The organism is Aeromonas cavernicola, assembly GCF_002795305.1.
GTDB classification, from domain to species: domain Bacteria; phylum Pseudomonadota; class Gammaproteobacteria; order Enterobacterales; family Aeromonadaceae; genus Aeromonas; species Aeromonas cavernicola.
Genome location: NZ_PGGC01000073.1, coordinates 14261 through 30909 on the forward strand (window position 1 = coordinate 14261; position 16649 = coordinate 30909).

General features: G+C 50.4%; 13 protein-coding genes. 2 read left to right on the plus strand and 11 right to left on the minus strand.

The window, feature by feature from the left end; translation table 11 throughout:
- Positions 1-23: 23 nt before the first annotated feature.
- The 3 genes from lolA to lrp all read right to left on the minus strand — a co-directional run bounded on the left by lolA (position 24) and on the right by lrp (position 3910).
- Entirely contained in the window at positions 24-632 is a 609-nt protein-coding gene (gene lolA, locus CUC53_RS08075) for an outer membrane lipoprotein periplasmic chaperone LolA (RefSeq protein WP_100293720.1), read from the minus strand.
- Positions 633-706: 74 nt separating this feature from the next.
- Positions 707-3223, minus strand: coding sequence for a DNA translocase FtsK (locus CUC53_RS08080; RefSeq protein ID WP_100293679.1), 2517 nt, complete (start codon positions 3221-3223; stop codon positions 707-709).
- Positions 3224-3418: 195 nt separating this feature from the next.
- A complete protein-coding gene (gene lrp, locus CUC53_RS08085) occupies positions 3419-3910 on the minus strand; it encodes a leucine-responsive transcriptional regulator Lrp (protein ID WP_100293680.1) in 492 nt (163 codons plus the stop codon).
- 150 nt (positions 3911-4060) lie between these two features.
- Here lrp and ald point away from each other — a divergent pair, with 150 nt between their 5' ends.
- Entirely contained in the window at positions 4061-5176 is a 1116-nt protein-coding gene (gene ald, locus CUC53_RS08090; RefSeq protein WP_100293681.1) for an alanine dehydrogenase, read from the plus strand.
- A gap of 1426 nt (positions 5177-6602) precedes the next feature.
- Positions 6603-7007, plus strand: coding sequence for an H-NS family histone-like protein (locus CUC53_RS08095; protein ID WP_100293682.1), 405 nt, complete (start codon positions 6603-6605; stop codon positions 7005-7007).
- 619 nt (positions 7008-7626) lie between these two features.
- Here CUC53_RS08095 and CUC53_RS08100 read toward each other — a convergent pair.
- The 8 genes from CUC53_RS08100 to CUC53_RS08135 form a co-directional block, all read right to left on the minus strand.
- Positions 7627-8256 (minus strand): bifunctional 4-hydroxy-2-oxoglutarate aldolase/2-dehydro-3-deoxy-phosphogluconate aldolase, encoded by a 630-nt coding sequence (locus tag CUC53_RS08100; protein ID WP_236757890.1) that lies wholly within the window; start codon positions 8254-8256, stop codon positions 7627-7629.
- A gap of 169 nt (positions 8257-8425) precedes the next feature.
- Positions 8426-9379 (minus strand): sugar kinase, encoded by a 954-nt coding sequence (locus CUC53_RS08105; RefSeq protein WP_100293684.1) that lies wholly within the window; start codon positions 9377-9379, stop codon positions 8426-8428.
- Positions 9380-9505: 126 nt separating this feature from the next.
- A complete protein-coding gene (locus tag CUC53_RS08110; RefSeq protein ID WP_100293685.1) occupies positions 9506-10201 on the minus strand; it encodes a GntR family transcriptional regulator in 696 nt (231 codons plus the stop codon).
- An 83-nt stretch (positions 10202-10284) separates the two neighbouring features.
- Positions 10285-11748 carry a mannitol dehydrogenase family protein gene (locus CUC53_RS08115; RefSeq protein WP_100293686.1) on the minus strand — a complete coding sequence of 488 codons (1464 nt, stop codon included), beginning with the start codon at positions 11746-11748 and terminating at the stop codon, positions 10285-10287.
- A gap of 124 nt (positions 11749-11872) precedes the next feature.
- Positions 11873-13249: an MFS transporter gene (locus tag CUC53_RS08120; RefSeq protein WP_100293687.1), complete on the minus strand. Its 1377-nt coding sequence runs from the start codon at positions 13247-13249 to the stop codon at positions 11873-11875.
- A 154-nt stretch (positions 13250-13403) separates the two neighbouring features.
- Positions 13404-14417, minus strand: coding sequence for a Zn-dependent oxidoreductase (locus CUC53_RS08125; protein WP_100293688.1), 1014 nt, complete (start codon positions 14415-14417; stop codon positions 13404-13406).
- A 14-nt stretch (positions 14418-14431) separates the two neighbouring features.
- The gene (gene manD, locus CUC53_RS08130; RefSeq protein WP_100293689.1) at positions 14432-15646 is read right to left on the minus strand and encodes a D-mannonate dehydratase ManD; all 1215 of its coding nucleotides are present in this window, start codon (positions 15644-15646) and stop codon (positions 14432-14434) included.
- Positions 15647-16092: 446 nt separating this feature from the next.
- Positions 16093-16635 (minus strand): hypothetical protein, encoded by a 543-nt coding sequence (locus tag CUC53_RS08135; RefSeq protein ID WP_167386719.1) that lies wholly within the window; start codon positions 16633-16635, stop codon positions 16093-16095.
- Positions 16636-16649 lie beyond the last annotated feature (14 nt).

The window sequence follows — 16649 nt, forward strand, 5'->3', positions numbered from 1 at the left end:
ATACCCGCAGGCAACACCCTTCATCAACGCTTATCATCCAGCTCAACCCCCGCCGGCACCTTGAAGACAAACTCATTGCCTGTGAGCACCGGCTTGCGATTGAAGCCACTTAACCTGAACTCACTCCACTGGCCTTGGGCCTCTTTGACGTCAAAACGGTTGATGTTGTTCTGACGATCGAAGGTGATACGAAACGAGGCAATTAACTCCGCTTTATTGCGGCTCGTCACGGTGTAAACATTGTCCTGCTGGGTCACGTCATAGTTCTTCCAGAGCTTGTCATCATTACCGGCGATCAGAATAAACGGGGTGTTGAGCACCGCATCCTTCAACTTGAGGGCGGTAACCTGCTCGATAAACGGGTCATAGAGCCACACATCCCACCCATCAGCCACAATCATACTTTCATCCGGCGAGGTGGTATGCCAGTTGAAACGGTTGGGACGCTGCACCAGTAGATCGCCGCTGGCCTTTTGCAGCTCCTTGCCCTTGCTGTCATAGACGGTTTGGGCAAATTTGGCAGAGAACAGGCTAACATCAGCCAGTTTTTGTTTGAGGCTGCTGGCCGCATCGGCCCATGCTTGGCTACTGATCATCAGCAGCGCAGCACCGATTAACAGCGGTTTATTCATCACGTTCTTCATAAAGACGCTCTCGATAACAGGCCATGCCCAGTGACGGCATGGCCAAGATAATAGGATGAAACTCAGTCCCGTACGGGGGGCGGTGCCAGCACATCGCGCTGCCCATTGCCACCCGGGGCACTGACAATGCCTTGATTCTCCATCTGTTCAATCAAGCGAGCGGCCCGGTTATAACCGATCTTAAATTTTCGCTGGACACTGGAGGTCGAGCCGCGACGTGACTCCACCACAAACGCCACCGCTTCGTCAAACAGCGGGTCGAGCTCTTCATCGGCACCGCCACCGTAATCTCCCCCCCCTCCTTCGCTCTCCTCACCGGAGAGGATTTCGTCAAGATAGTTAGGTTCGCCCCGCTGCTTCCAATCCGCCACCACCTTGTGCACTTCGTGGTCATCGACAAAGGCACCGTGTACCCGCGTTGGATTAGAAGTGCCAGCAGGCATGTAAAGCATGTCTCCCATGCCGAGCAGGGATTCCGCCCCCCCCTGATCGATGATGGTGCGCGAGTCAATTTTGCTCGATACCTGGAACGAAATCCGAGTAGGGATGTTGGCCTTGATAAGACCTGTAATGACATCCACCGATGGCCGCTGAGTGGCCAAGATCAAGTGAATACCCGCCGCTCGCGCCTTCTGGGCAATCCGCGCGATAAGCTCCTCCACCTTCTTGCCGACAATCATCATCATGTCGGCAAACTCATCCACCACCACCACGATATGAGGCAGTTTTTCCAGCTCTGGCGGCATCTGATCCATCGAGTCACCGGGGCGCCATAGCGGGTCAAGTAAGGGATCACCCGACTCCATAGCAGCCAGCACTTTGTCGTTATACCCCTTGAGGTTACGCACCCCAACCGCTGACATCAGCTTATAGCGGCGTTCCATCTCGCCGACACACCAACGCAAGGCATTGGCGGCATCTTTCATGTCAGTCACCACCTCGGTCAGCAGATGCGGTATCCCCTCATACACTGATAATTCCAGCATTTTGGGGTCGATCATGATAAAGCGCAGATCATCTGGGGTCGATTTGTAGAGCATGGAGATGATCATGGTGTTGACCCCCACCGACTTACCTGAGCCGGTAGTGCCCGCGACCAACAGGTGTGGCATTTTGGCCAGATTCACCACCACCGGAGCCCCAGCAATATCTTGCCCCAAGCCCATGGTCAGCGGGTTATGGCTGTCACGAAACGCCTCGCAATCTAGGGTCTCTCGCAGATAGACGGTTTGCCGTACTCGATTAGGCAGTTCGATGCCAACAAAGGTCTTGCCTGGGATCACCTCCACCACGCGCACACTACTGGCAGAGAGCGAGCGAGCCAGATCTCGGGATAAGTTGGTGATCTTGCTTGCCTTCATGCCTGGGGCTAAGTCCAGCTCAAAACGGGTGATGACAGGGCCAGGATAAATACCCACCACCTTGGCCTGTACGTTGTAATCGGCAAGCTTCGCTTCCACTAAGCGCGCCATCCGTTCCAACTCATCCTTGCTCATCATCTGAGTTTTGACGGGAGGCTTATCGAGCAGCTCAAGCGCGGGCAATGGCGCCATGTTGAGCGGGATCACCCGCGGCTTACGCGCAACAGCAGGGACAGGAGCCGACGCCGGCGCGGCGACCTCATCTTTTTGTGTCCAAGGTAGGTCAGACAATCCATCATCGTCATCGTCTACCACCATAGGGATCGGCTGACGTGATGCACGCTCTCGGCTAGCGTGCGTTGGCGTCACCAACGCTGGCTCATCGTCATCGAGCAGGGGATCAAACTCGAACGCATCATCGTCAAGCTCAGGGAACCCTTGCTCATCTAGCGTTTTAGTCACCGGCGTTACGCTGCCATGATGATTGCTGCGACGAAACCAGCCACTGCCTGAAGATCGTGGTTCATCCACCCTATCCAGCGTGGCCGCCCCCCCCTCTAACAGGGCTTCGTCTTGGCGAGTGAGCCGGCCGCGCCCAGCTAGCCAATCCCCCAGCGTGCTTGGCAAGTGATATATCGCACTTATCGTTCCTGTGCAGGTCGCCCCAATCTGCTCGACTATCGTTAGCCAAGACCAGCCAGTGAACAGGGTAACCCCTGTGGCAACAAAGCAGAGCAACATCAAGTTAGCCCCTACCGCGCCAAAAAATGGCACTACCCAGGTCGCAATGACGTCGCCGACAAACCCACCAGCTGAGAAATTTTGCAGGTCATTGAAGTTCATGCTGGCGAGGGCAGACATCCCAAAAATGGTCAGAAAAAAGCCAATGACACGCACGCCGAGGGTGAAATAATCGACTTCCAGCAACCGACTTGGCCGCCAGAATAGGCTCCAGCCTAACAACACACAGAGCGGCGGCACCAAGTAGGAAAACACCCCAAAAGTAAACATGGTGATATCGGCAAGCCACGCCCCTGCGCTACCGGCCAAGTTCTTCACATCACCCTGCCATGAGGTCTGCGACCAACCGGGATCCGCTGGATGGTAAGATAACAAGGCAAGCAGCAGGTAAGCGGACATCAGGGTGATGGCAATCAAGACGGCTTCGAAGATCCGTTGTGTACCTGATAAAGGAGTAAACTGCTTTTTATCGGCCAAACTCCGGCTCCTTTTTGAAAACATGTGATTCGAGGATAAGGTCGCTTAGTCTCTGCGAGACGGCTATGCGCTGTCAGCCGGAGGTGGCTAACCAGCCTGACGCGCAAGAGAGTGACAAGCAGAAACGAGCGGACCGGCCGCTCGTTTCTGCTTGTCTTGGCACACCAGAGCACAATCCCTCGGCATACCTGTAGTTTAGCGGGAGCTTATCACCAAACGGCAGCTCTGTTTGACCTCTTCCATCACCACATAGGTACGGGTGTCATTGACACCGGGTAACCGTAACAGAGTCTCCCCCAGTAAGCGGCGATATGCAGACATATCACTCACTCGGGTCTTCAATAGATAGTCAAAATCACCAGAAACCAAATGACACTCTTGGATCTCTTCTAAGACTTGAACCGCTTTATTAAACTGCTCAAATACATCAGGTGCACCGCGGTTAAGGGTGATTTCAACAAACACCAGCAAAGACGCATCCAGATAATGTGGATTCAAAATAGCGGCATACCCTTCGATATAGCCTTGTCGCTCCAGACGACGAACCCTTTCTAGACACGGTGTCGGACTCAGACCAACGCGTTTGGACAGTTCAACATTCGAGATCCTGCCATCCTTTTGCAGCTCATTAAGAATGTTACGATCAATCCTGTCCAAATCCTTTAGCCGACTCTTAGCTTCCATCATTTTATTCCATCCTTTGGCTATTTTCTGGTAAGAATCACCATGCATTTTATAATTATGGTCACAAATCCTGTCAACACCTGAATATACTGGATGTAAATATTGATTTACATTTTAGCAACATAAACACCCATATGAGAGACGAGGGATAGCATGATTATCGGTGTACCTAAAGAGATAAAAAATCACGAATACCGCGTAGGTATGATCCCGTCCAGTGTACGTGAACTAACAGCACGAAACCATACCGTTTTCGTCCAAAGCGGCGCAGGTAACGGGATTGGCTTTGCTGATACAGATTATCTCGCTGTAGGAGCTGAAATATTGCCCACTGCTGCCGAGCTATTCGCCAAGGCAGAGATGATCGTGAAGGTCAAAGAGCCCCAGCCAGTAGAATGTGCCATGTTGCGCCCAGGACAGACGCTTTTCACCTACCTACACCTAGCGCCGGACTTATCGCAGACTCAAGCCTTGCTCCACAGTGGCGCCATCTGTATTGCTTACGAGACCGTTACCGATAAGCAAGGGGGATTGCCCTTACTGGCGCCAATGTCTGAGGTCGCAGGCCGTATGTCGATCCAAGCTGGCGCCATGGCGCTGGAAAAATCTCGTGGCGGCAGTGGTATCTTACTCGGGGGGGTGCCTGGGGTTGAACCGGCGAAAGTGGTGATCATTGGTGGTGGGGTGGTTGGCTCCAATGCCGCGCGAATGGCCATCGGTCTCCGAGCTGATGTCACTATCCTCGATAATAACATCGACACCTTGCGCCGTTTAGATAATGAGTTTCAAGGCAGCGCCAACCTTGTTTACTCCAACAGCGAAAACCTAGCACGTCATCTGCTCACCGCAGATTTGGTTATCGGTGGTGTATTAGTGCCAGGTGCAACCGCCCCTAAGCTGGTCACTCGCGAGCATATTGCGCGTATGAAGGCAGGATCTGCCATTGTCGATGTAGCGATCGATCAAGGTGGCTGTGTCGCGACATCCCACCCGACCACTCATCAAGACCCAACCTTCATCGTTGATGGAGTAGTGCATTATTGTGTTGCCAACATGCCCGGCGCGGTCGCACGCACAGCTACTGTGGCGCTCAACAACGCCACCCTTCCTTTTATTATCAAACTCGCGCAGCAGGGGTATAGACAGGCGCTATTGACAGACCCGCATCTCTTGCATGGTCTTAACGTGATGGCTGGGCGGCTAACTTGCCAAGAGGTCGCAACAGCGCACCAGCTTCCTTATACCGATCCCCTGAGTCTATTGAACTAACAATGTTATCAGCCCAGCTGCGTCAATAACCCCTTCAAATATGTTGAGTCCCAAACATCGTATAACGATAAGTCGGGACTCAAGTCTCCTTATTTGCCATATCCTCAAGGTCACTTGAGTACGTAGGACGGCTTGAAAAATCGGGACAACGCTTATCTTTAACACGGATTCAGGTTCAGCATCAGTCAACATTATTGAAATAACGTCGTGAACATAGTGAATGTTCACCCGAGGCAGCACCTGCAAATTGGATTAGATACGAGCAATACGCTTGCTTGCGCGCACCATTATATTAGCGTGGCGATGCTCGGCTATTAGTTATTGAACCACCATACTTGGCTGATTTAAGCGCACGATGACACCCTATTAATTGCAAGACACGATGATCTACCTTTCCAATAAGAGGTGTCAGATTGACTCTATGTACACAATATCAGGCACCCAAAGGCTACCTTCACCTGATCATGTAAATACCGTGTTACGACTATATTCACCCTCTCTACCTCAATATAAATAAGTGCCAAGTGCATACACTTTATCTGTTCAAACTGAACAAAAAATTAACGAAGAAAAGATCATTCGTTACTATCTGTAACTATGCCCTTATCTATGATGAAGGCGAGTATCAATACTGCTCTTAGATAAACGATACCATTGATGGTTATCTTGACAACAATGACAGGGTTGTTTTCGACTACTGAGGTGTTGTCCTCTCACCGACTATCAATATCAGATATTTTGTGGCTATTTTGTGGTAGCAAACTATCAGGCGAGTTGGTCATGTTAACCCTGATGACATCAACATCGGTAAACAGTGAAAAAGTAGTAACGGCTTGCTGATAATATGGGGACTATGTGCTTAATAGCACCGTAGCAGAGCCTCCTTGACATAATAACAGCATAGGAGTGGCCTCATTAGCTAAAGGGCTATTACCCGACACGCCAACTCCCCCCCGCGTTAGCAACGCTAGAGTGCGCCTCATCAGGCAGCGCACGGCTACAATCAGTTCGAGCGCAGATAGTTTCGTAATGAGTTATTTGGCAGCCTAAAGCATATTTAACACTTATATCTGCAGGCTCAAGGAATGACACAATAACAGCGAACACCAACACGAGGCGGATCACCTTGCAGCATGTATACCATTACCCCAGAAAGGGCTCATATCTGTCAGCACCATTAATGACACTTACATATGGAGTCAGAAGTTACCCAGCTATCACATAGCCTCTTAAATGCAGCTGAAATATCTCAACGCGCATCGAGATACCTCGCGTTTAATTAAATGTGATTGAGTGAAATCCATTCGACTGCGCGCATTAAATTAAAAAATAAATGCGCCATAAGTAACAAAATAATTATGTTGTTCTGATTCGTCCATGCTAATCTAAAACCGTTATCCCTTGTAACAGCTTTAGTGAGGAAATAATGAACGAGTTTCTTAAAGTTCTACTGAACATTCGTAGCTTGCGCGCCGCAATTCGTGAACTGCCTTTTGAGCAGCTGCAAGAGGCGAAAGAGAAGTTTGACCTAGTTTATCAAGAGCGCGCTGATTCCGTTGAGCAAGAGCGCAGTGAACAGCAAGAACGTCAGCGCATTCTCAGCGAATTTACTGAGATGCTTCAACAAGCAGGTATTGATCCTGCTGAACTGATTAATAATACTGCAGCACCAGTCGCAGGCGCAGTTAAGAACAAGCGCACTCCTCGTCCAGCTAAATATAAATATGAAGAAGATGGTGAAGTAAAAACGTGGACAGGTCAGGGCCGGATGCCAAAAGCGATTGCCGCACAGGTCGCCTTGGGCAAAGAGCTCAATGACTTCTTGATCTAAAGTATCCTCTTTTTTGATAATACAATGCCGCCACGCAGGCGGCATTGTTGTTATTGTCTTTAGCATAAGCTGTTACCTCATCGCGATATACTTAGCGACGAATGAAGTTCCCGCACCATTATTTCCTCATCATCGCCAGCATCCATGTCTCTTTTGGCATGTCGCCCATCATCATGCCCTCACTACGTTATTCTGCGTATTTAACCATCAATAGGTCCTGCTTTTGACAAACCGTTAACGGCAAAAGAGCGCACTCAGCATGCATTGGCAATGCCGTTATTGAGCACTACGCAATAACCCTCATTAATGGGTATCGACAAGGTCAGTGCTAAGCAAATCAGCGGCACTGAACTACTCGCTATCATTTTACCGTGATATCGAATCATGTTCGCTGAAGGCGACTAAACCGAGTGACCATTACATGGTATAGCGTCGCTAACACAGAGCGCGCAGAGAGTCAAAATGTAGCCAACTGCTATCTAACGCGATTTAAGGTAGCGAAGGTGCCCCTCCTTGATATTCGCAGAGGTTAATATCACCATAGGGGCGTTCTTGATAAGGGTAACCAGACACCAGTCTGACACCGGTGCCTGTGATTGATAAGCTGGGGGGATTTCGGTTACGCGACTGTGGCTAATGCCACTGCTTCTCTGGTTAATCGTCCTATCTCATCCCAACGCTGATCACTAATCAGCGTTTTGTCTACCATCCATGAGCCACCACACGCAATCACACCTGATATCGCTAAATAGTCACGCACGTTACTGGGCGTGATGCCCCCAGTCGGCATAAACCTCACCTGGTGATAGGGGGCGAGCAGTGCTTTGATCATCGCCACACCGCCGGAAGCATGGGCCGGAAAAAACTTCAGTGTCGTCAGCCCCATTTCTAGCGCAGACTCAATAGCGCTTGGATTATTCACGCCCGGTATAATCGGTATGTTTAACGCCTGACAAGCACGAACCGTATTTGGGTTAAAACCAGGTGACACAATAAAATCTGCCCCCGCGTCTTTGGCTGCTTTCACTTGCTCACCGTTTAATACCGTGCCTGCACCTATTAACATATCTGGTCGTGCAGTACGCAGCAGCTTAATCGCCTCCACTGCGGCGGCAGATCGGAATGTGATTTCTGCCACCGGCAATCCATTATCTGCTAACGCATTGCCCAGTGGTAAAATCGCTTCTGGCTGCTCAAGCGCAATCACAGGTATGATTTTCAAGGCTGCAATTTTTTCTATCAGATCCACGTGTAACACCCTCATATAAACAACTCGGAATTTAATCGTGATCCCATTAGGTTGGCCATGATGCGCAACAACGTTGCCCTATTCGCACCATAACCAAACAAATGCTCAGTCAACACCTTGACCCACTACAGCACTGTCACATCTCAGGATCATGCTGGCGTTTGTCTTGTTAAATAAAAAATGAATCGACCACTGGGTCAGTGGCTTCTGTTGGCACAATCGCCCCGCGATGCTGGATCACGATAGCGGCTAACTGATGGCCCATCTGGGCACTGGCTAACGCACTCTTTCCTGTTAACCTGCCAGCGAGGAAACCTGCATTAAATGAATCACCCGCAGAGGTCGTATCAACAATCGTTGCTACAGGAACTGCCGGAATATGTAATGGTGGTTCACCTTGCTTTATGTTTTGATATAAACAACCATCGCCCCCCCTCTTTATTACGACCTCTTCCAGACCGAGGGCATGTAATCGGCACAACGTCTCATCTACGCTTTTATCGCCCCATAAGGTCGCCTCATCATCATCGGTCAGTAATCCTAACCAGGTGATGCTTAATAACTGTTGGTAATAATGCTTAGCGATATCTGGGTCATGCCATAACACTGGGCGGTAATTACTGTCGAAGACAATTTTTTTGCCCTGTTGATGAAGTCTGGTTAAATGCTGCAGGAGTGTTCGACGATCATCATCTGGCAAAATCGCGAGGGTGATACCGCTTAAGTAGATAATATCGACGTCGGCTAACGCGGCAATCACGCTTGGAAATTGTTCATGTCGTAGCATATACCGCGCGGCAGACTCATTACGCCAATACAAGAATGTTCGCTCACCCTGCTCATCGAGCTGAATAAGATATAGCCCTGGCTGACGCTGATCATCGGTCAGTACGAGGGAGGTATCTAGGCCAGCTTGGCGCCACTGCGCGACGATCCCCTTACTCAAAGGATCAACCCCCATCGCGGTGAGGTAACTGACCGATATGGGGTGGGGGTAGGCGTTGACGGCGCGTTTGAGATACAGTGCCGTATTGAGTGAGTCACCACCAAATGCTTGATGCATGGCACCAAATGGGCTGCCATTAAGCTCAATCATGCATTCACCCATCATGACAATGCGCATAGTCGTTGCACCTATTAAGATTATCGGACGTCAATCGGTCGGCCAATTTCATCATTAGCCATGAGTATTGAATAATCTATTGGATATATTTAACGGTCACTTACGGTATCAGCATGAGATATATCGCTATATTTCAAACCATTCGCTGTTTTCTTCACCGATGGAACTGACCGTATAGATAATTTCATTCAAATGTTCACCAATCGCACGCTCTGCGGCGACGGCATCACCCTCACAGATAGCGGAATAAATATCATGATGCTGCTGTAATAAACACGATGGCGGTGACACCTTACTCAGCGACATATATCTGACGCGATCCATTGTTGCTTTAATATTCTCGATGGTTTCCCATGCGAGTGGACAATCAGCAATGTCTGCTAACAGTTGATGAAACTGATCGTCAAAGGCCAAAAACTCTGACAACAGGTTGTTTTGTACTGCCAGTGTTTGCCGCTTTAGGTTGTGTTCTAATAACAGCATCTGTGCTGGGGTAACCAACTCAACGGCCTTTAGGACAATACTGCGTTCTATCGCATCACGTATAAATCGACCATCATTGACACGCTTAATTGATATTTTTTTAACAAACGTGCCACGTTGCGGCAGAATTTGTACCAATCCATTTTCCGCTAATTTAATAAAAGTCTCTCTGACCGGTTGCCGAGATACGGCAAAACGAGCTGAAATCTCTTTTTCCGATAAGGCCGTCCCCGGCATGATCATACACTCGACAATTTCACGGCGTAGCTGCTGATATATCTGCTGATTAACCGGTAAGTGATTATTCAACTGGTATTGCTGATCTGGGTACTTGGACATGTGTTAAGGCCTACTCGATGTAACTTTACTGCAATCATCTTAACACAGCTCTGATACCGCTAAGTGCGCTACCTTTCAAGCGGTTAGCCACACTGACAATAGGCTTTGATCGTCTTAGCAGCCCCCTGCTGCTGCAAACTCAAATAGGCACTCAATACCGCATCCCTAAAGCGCCGATTAAGCGGGAGGTCTTGGCCAAAAATGGCCTCTATCGACAATAAGGCATGTACCCGCGCCTCTCCGTCCGCACTGTTTTGTACCGCTGTTTGCAACTGCGTCAGCATCGGATCACGTACATCAATGACCCCGCCTTGCTCATCAAGACCACTGACATAGCGCATCCAAGCGGCGACCGCTAAGCTCTGAAAACGGATATCTCGCACCGCCTTTAAGTTGTGCCGGATCGGCTCAAGCAGACGCTGTGGCAACTTCACGCTGCCATCCATGGCAATCTGCCATGTCCGATGCTTTAACGCCGGATTGGTATAACGCATCAATAAAGAGTCTGCATAGCCAGGGATGTCGACACCAGACACCCGCAGCGTGGGGGCCTGCTCATTGAGCATCAACTGGCGGGCAGCATGGGCAAAATGCGGATCGGCCATACAGTCATTGATGTGCTCATACCCGGCTAAATAGCCCAAATAGGCAAGAAATGAGTGGCTGCCATTGAGCATCCGCAGCTTCATCTCTTCGTAGGGCACCACGTCGCTGACCAGCTCAACCCCGACTCGCTGCCATTCAGGCCTGCCTGCAACAAAATCATCTTCAACCACCCATTGCCGAAACGGCTCACAGACCACCCCAGCCGCATCGGGTACCCCCAGCTGAGCCGCAATCTGTTGCGCAGTCTCAGCACTAACCGCCGGCACAATCCGATCCACCATGGTCGATGGAAAACGACAATGCTGGTCAATCCACTCTGCTAACTCGGGCTCCCATTGCCGCGCAAGGGCTAATACCACCTGCTTGGTCACCTTGCCGTTTTCCGGCATGTTGTCGCAGGACATAATGCTGACCCCTGACAAACCAGCCGCTCTGCGCTGTGCTAGCGCCGCAACCACTATGCCTGGCATGGATGTCGGTGCTGTTGGGTGGGCTACGTCATGACATATTGCAGGATGCGCCATGTCCAACTCGCCGGTTGCCGGCACGTAGCAGTAGCCCTTTTCCGTCACCGTCATGGAGATAATGGCAACATCGGCATCGGATAACGCGGCCAACACCGCGCTGATCCCCTCTTGACCAACATAGAGGGCTCGGCGTACCACGCCGACCACTCGGCTCTGCCAGCCGTGCTGGGACATCTCCGACACACTAAACAGGTGATCTTGCGCCTGGAGATGGGCGATAAGTTCACCACCACTGCGCACATTGATCTCGACATAACCCCAATCACTGCCATGTTCACTGGCCAGTTCATCGGCATATACCGCCTGATGCGCCCGATGAAATGCGCCAACCCCCAGATGGACGATCCGAGGCACTAACCGCTGACGGTCATAAGTAGGCAGCGTTGCATGGGCGGTTAATAAACTGCAGCTCATATATAAATGACTCTCTCTATCTCAGTGACCGGTTATTCTTTTGCTAGTCGTCAAAGTCTGTATCTGTTTTGCAGTGGCCAGCCTGCTGGTTACGTGCCTGCTAGCCACTCGTGGGAATAACAAATTAGTTTAAGGTCATGTCATCTGCGGCATCGTCGAGTCGACTCAAATCTCGATCTTTAACCTCAGGCATCGTCAATGCCGAGAAAAGGCCAATACAGCAATAGACAATAACCATCACTACGACTGGCCACCAAGCATCCGCCATTTTACAGAAGATGCCGGCCAATAACGGGCCAAAACCCACCGCCACTAAACCACCGACCTCTTTCGAAATCGCCATCCGAGTAAAGCGATTACGGGCACCAAACATTTCCGCCATGGTGATATTTTCCAAGGCAAATAACCCCAACACGCCAATATTGTGGATCACGATAATACTGGCCATGATCACACTGACTTGGTTATTTTTATCGAAAATGATCGATAACATCGGATAAGCCAACAGCATCGCGGTGATATTTAAAATAATATAAGGTGTTCTCCGCCCAACTTTATCAGATAACCAACCAAGCAGGGGGATCGTCATAAACCCGATAATAGAACTGATCATCAGCGCATCAGTAGGAATGCTTTTTTCAAATAACAGGGTCTGCACTAAATAGCCCGTTAAAAATGTCTGAATCAATCCTGAATTACCCGCCTGACCAAACCGTAATCCGGTGGCAAGCCAGAAGGATTTACTCCGGAACATATCAAAAAAGGAGCCATCGTCTGAGTTATTTGCTGACTTGTGTGGCTTAGGCTGATCCTCTGCATTGACCGCTGAGAACACCGGACTCTCTTTCAAATTAAGCCGCAGCCAAATCGCAAACCCCATCACCACAACACTCGACAGGAAAGGAATACGCCAGCCCCAATCAATGAGCTGCTCACGGTCTAATAAGAAAAACATCAGTGCCCAAATGGCAGTCGCACTCAAGGTACCGCAGTTGGTCCCCATCGCCACCAGCGATGAGACGATGCCACGCTTTCCTTTCGGCGCATACTCCGCCAGCATGGTGCCCGCCCCCGAAATTTCAGCACCGGCACCCAAGCCTTGTACTATCCGTAATGTCACCAGTAATACCGGTGCCATTATGCCTATCTGGGCGTAGGTCGGTAATACTCCGATGAGGGTGGTACAAATTCCCATCATGGTAATCGTGATAAACAGCACTCGTTTACGACCGACCCGATCGCCCATTCGGCCAAAAATAAATGCCCCAACAATCCGGGCCACATAACCAGCACCATAAGTACCCATCGCTAAAATCAGCGCCATTGCGGCAGATTGCTCAGGAAAAAATATTTCATGAAAAACTAATGCCGCTCCTAATGAATAGAGCTGAAAGTCCATAAACTCTAAGGCAGTACCAAGCCAACCTGATACCGCGGCTTTAAACAAGTCAGAGGTATTTCGCTCTGTTTTATTATGAGTGACTGCTGCGTGTGTTCTCATTTTATATTTTTCTCTATGAGTGGTCTTTAATATACTTAAAGATGGAAATTAAATATCAACCACGAGAAATGAACATAGCCAGCCACAATATCAGCAGCGACAACAGGCTATTTCATATTTCTTAATATCGTCCCATCCACGGTGACTCGTGCTATTAAAAGGTCAGCACCACCTTACAACAGCTTTTTTGATCTTTTTCAAACAACGCCATCGCCTGTTCAACTTGTTGATATGAATAGGTATGGGTAATTAACTTGCGGGGCTGTATTTTTTTATCTTGGCACCACTGAATGACCTGAGGAAAGCGGCGCCGATTCAACCGAGAGCTCACGATGGTAATTTCTTTACTGGTAATCAGTTGCTGATTAATCACGCACTCATCACTGGAAAAACCCATGATCCCAATACGAGCTGCGGGAGAAGCCAGCGCGATGGCTTGCGGTAAAATCGTCGGGTGGCAGGCGGCATCGACAATTAATGTCGGACTGATCCCTTGTTCTGCCAGATAAGTCGGCAAATCGATCACGCTATTATCAACCAGCAAATCGGCGCCATTCTCCTGCGCCATTTGCAAACGCTCGGGAATCCGATCTGTCACGACGATTTTCTCTACCCCGTAGACACCCCGTAGCGCTTGCACCACCGTCAGCCCCATTGGACCTGCGCCGTACACCAGCGCCACATCAAGGGGCGTCGGTTGAAGTTGTTCGCAGATATTCGCCGCGATGGTAAACGGCTCAATCAGGGCTGCCTCTTCATCAGGGATCTCGGCTGGGAGCTCGTAAGCATTGCCCTCTGGCACACAGCTATATTGGCTAAAACCGCCATCACGGTGCACCCCGATGACCTGCAATGTCTTACAGACATTTGGCCGCCCGACCGAGCAGGGGTAGCAGTGACCACAGCTGACCACCGGATCAACCACCACTCGTTGACCAAGACGGGTAGCCAAGACCCCCTCCCCGACCGCATCGATCACCCCAAAAAACTCATGGCCGATAACCCTTGGGTACTTTGCAAATGGGTTGCTGCCGTGAAATATATGGATGTCTGAGCCACAAATACCGGCTCGTAGCACCTTGATCCGCACTTCCCCTTGCGCAGGCTCCGGCATTGGCCGCGCCACTAATGCAAGCTGTTGAGGTTGCTGTACGACCACACTGTTCATGATTGCTCCTTGGCTTACCAGTTCCATAATGTGCCATCTTCCAAGCGGGCGACGGGGAGATAGGCCGGTTCGTAGGGATATTTTGCCGCTAGTTTCTCGTCAAACTCGATGCCTAAACCTGGTTTATCCCCTGGGTGCATGTACCCATCGGCAAAACGCCAACTATGAGGGAATACCTCCAGCATTTGCTCGGAGTAACCCATGTACTCCTGAACCCCGAAATTGGGCACCCACAGATCAAAATGCAACGCTGCCGCCATACAGACGGGCGATAGATCAGAAGGACCATGGGAACCGGTACGGACCTGATAAAGCGAGGCAAAATCGGCAATCCGCCGCATCCCACTGATGCCACCGGCATGGGTAATGGTGGTGCGGATATAATCGATCAGCTGCTCTTCGATCAGCTGCTTGCAATCCCAAATACTGTTGAAGACCTCGCCAACCGCTATTGGAGTGACCGTGTGCTGGCGGATCAAACGAAAACACTCCTGATTTTCAGCAGGGGTCGGATCTTCCATCCAAAACAGTCGGTAATCCTCAACGCTCTTGCCAAAACGGGCCGCTTCGATTGGCGTGAGTCGATGATGAATGTCGTGCAGCAAATGCTCATTAAAGCCGAACTGATTACGCACAGCGTCAAACAAACGCGGGGTGAAATCGAGATACTTTTCCGTCGACCACAGCTGCTCTTGCGGCCATGCGCCCTTGGTGGCCGGTTCATAAGCCATCCCTTTTCCTTTGGCTAAGCCGTAGGTGGTCTCCATGCCCGGCACCCCGCATTGCACGCGGATGGCTTTAAAACCCAGCTCTTGATGACGGGCATAATCTTCTAGCACCTCATCAATCGTACGGCCAGTGGTATGGCAATAGACCATCACCCCATCTCTGGAAGCACCACCGAGCAGCTGGTAAAGCGGCATATTGGCCGCTTTGGCCTTGATATCCCACAGTGCCGTGTCGACCGCAGAAATGGCCGACATGGTGACTGGGCCTCGGCGCCAATAAGCGCCCTTGTAGAAAAATTGCCAAATATCTTCGATGCGATGGGCATCACGCCCAATCAACTGCGGGCAAACATGATCACGAAGATAGGAGGCCACCGGTAATTCGCGGCCATTGAGCGTGGCATCACCTAGCCCAGTCAATCCATCTTCTGTGGTGATCTTCAGGGTCACAAAATTGCGTCCCGGGCACGTCACAAACACCTCGGCCTTCACTATCTTCATCGCGCAATCCTCAATGAACGCTAAAAACCAGACTACCATACAAGAATGGTTAAAACGGTGATATGACCACGGTCACGCTTTCATAATTTTTTACTCACGAAACGCCATTACCTGCCACCGAGCATGGTAATAGGGACAAAAGAGGGCTGATCGCGAAGTAGGAACGGGGAGCATCTTGGCGGCACACAAACGATAAGGTCACTCAGAGGCGCAATGCTGTTCAGATAAGCATTTTTTTGACTGATTATTCATAAATACGACTTGAGTTGGGCAAGCAAAGCGGTCTCCAGCCGTTATCAAGCGTGGCTTACAAGAGAAAGAGGGAGGCATCATGCCTCCCTCACTTTTTAGCCCTGATACTACGTGGACTGAAACTCACATTCTCTTAGGTGAACAGCATTGCCCCCAAAGGCGGCCTTATCGTTTTTAACATCAACGATTTAAGGCTAGCGCGCTGCAACCACGCGCTTGATCTGCTTTACCCAGTCAGAGAGCCGTCCCTGCTGTGGCAACTGCTGCCATATCTGCGCCCACTGCGTTGGGCTCAAGGGACGATCTAGTCGCCGTGCCAGCCCAGCATAGAGGTAGTCATGGGCGGTTTTTCTGGCTTGCGGAGAGGTAAGAAATTTGCTCACCGGATCGGTCAGGCGCACATCCCGCATGCCAAGTAATGGATAGTCAATGTGCACCGCAGCCAGCATGGTTTCACGCATCGCCGATTCAATATAACCACGGGCAAACAGGGCAGTAACTGACTCCAACGACCCCTGGTCAGGGCCATGATACTGCTCATCAAATATTGGGCTGGGCTCCACCGTAGCACTTTGTACCACCGCATCAGGATCTGGCTGTGGCGCCAAGACGATAGCCTTAGGGACTGCCGGCTTGACCGCAACAACCGCCTTAGGGGAGTTGCTCTGGCTGCAAGCCCCCAGAGCAACCGCCAGCACAACACCCGCACACCGACGGGAATGAGACTGTATCCGCATGATTCTTAGTCACT

What these genes read in the sequence shown, in the direction of transcription:
- lolA (WP_100293720.1), bottom strand. Translation starts at nt 632, where the DNA reads ATGAATAAACCGCTGTTAATCGGTGCTGCGCTGCTGATGATCAGTAGC.
- lrp (WP_100293680.1), bottom strand. Translation starts at nt 3,910, where the DNA reads ATGATGGAAGCTAAGAGTCGGCTAAAGGATTTGGACAGGATTGATCGT.
- ald (WP_100293681.1), top strand. Translation starts at nt 4,061, where the DNA reads ATGATTATCGGTGTACCTAAAGAGATAAAAAATCACGAATACCGCGTA.
- CUC53_RS08095 (WP_100293682.1), top strand. Translation starts at nt 6,603, where the DNA reads ATGAACGAGTTTCTTAAAGTTCTACTGAACATTCGTAGCTTGCGCGCC.
- CUC53_RS08105 (WP_100293684.1), bottom strand. Translation starts at nt 9,379, where the DNA reads ATGCGCATTGTCATGATGGGTGAATGCATGATTGAGCTTAATGGCAGC.
- CUC53_RS08110 (WP_100293685.1), bottom strand. Translation starts at nt 10,201, where the DNA reads ATGTCCAAGTACCCAGATCAGCAATACCAGTTGAATAATCACTTACCG.
- CUC53_RS08115 (WP_100293686.1), bottom strand. Translation starts at nt 11,748, where the DNA reads ATGAGCTGCAGTTTATTAACCGCCCATGCAACGCTGCCTACTTATGAC.
- CUC53_RS08120 (WP_100293687.1), bottom strand. Translation starts at nt 13,249, where the DNA reads ATGAGAACACACGCAGCAGTCACTCATAATAAAACAGAGCGAAATACC.
- CUC53_RS08125 (WP_100293688.1), bottom strand. Translation starts at nt 14,417, where the DNA reads ATGAACAGTGTGGTCGTACAGCAACCTCAACAGCTTGCATTAGTGGCG.
- manD (WP_100293689.1), bottom strand. Translation starts at nt 15,646, where the DNA reads ATGAAGATAGTGAAGGCCGAGGTGTTTGTGACGTGCCCGGGACGCAAT.
- CUC53_RS08135 (WP_167386719.1), bottom strand. Translation starts at nt 16,635, where the DNA reads ATGCGGATACAGTCTCATTCCCGTCGGTGTGCGGGTGTTGTGCTGGCG.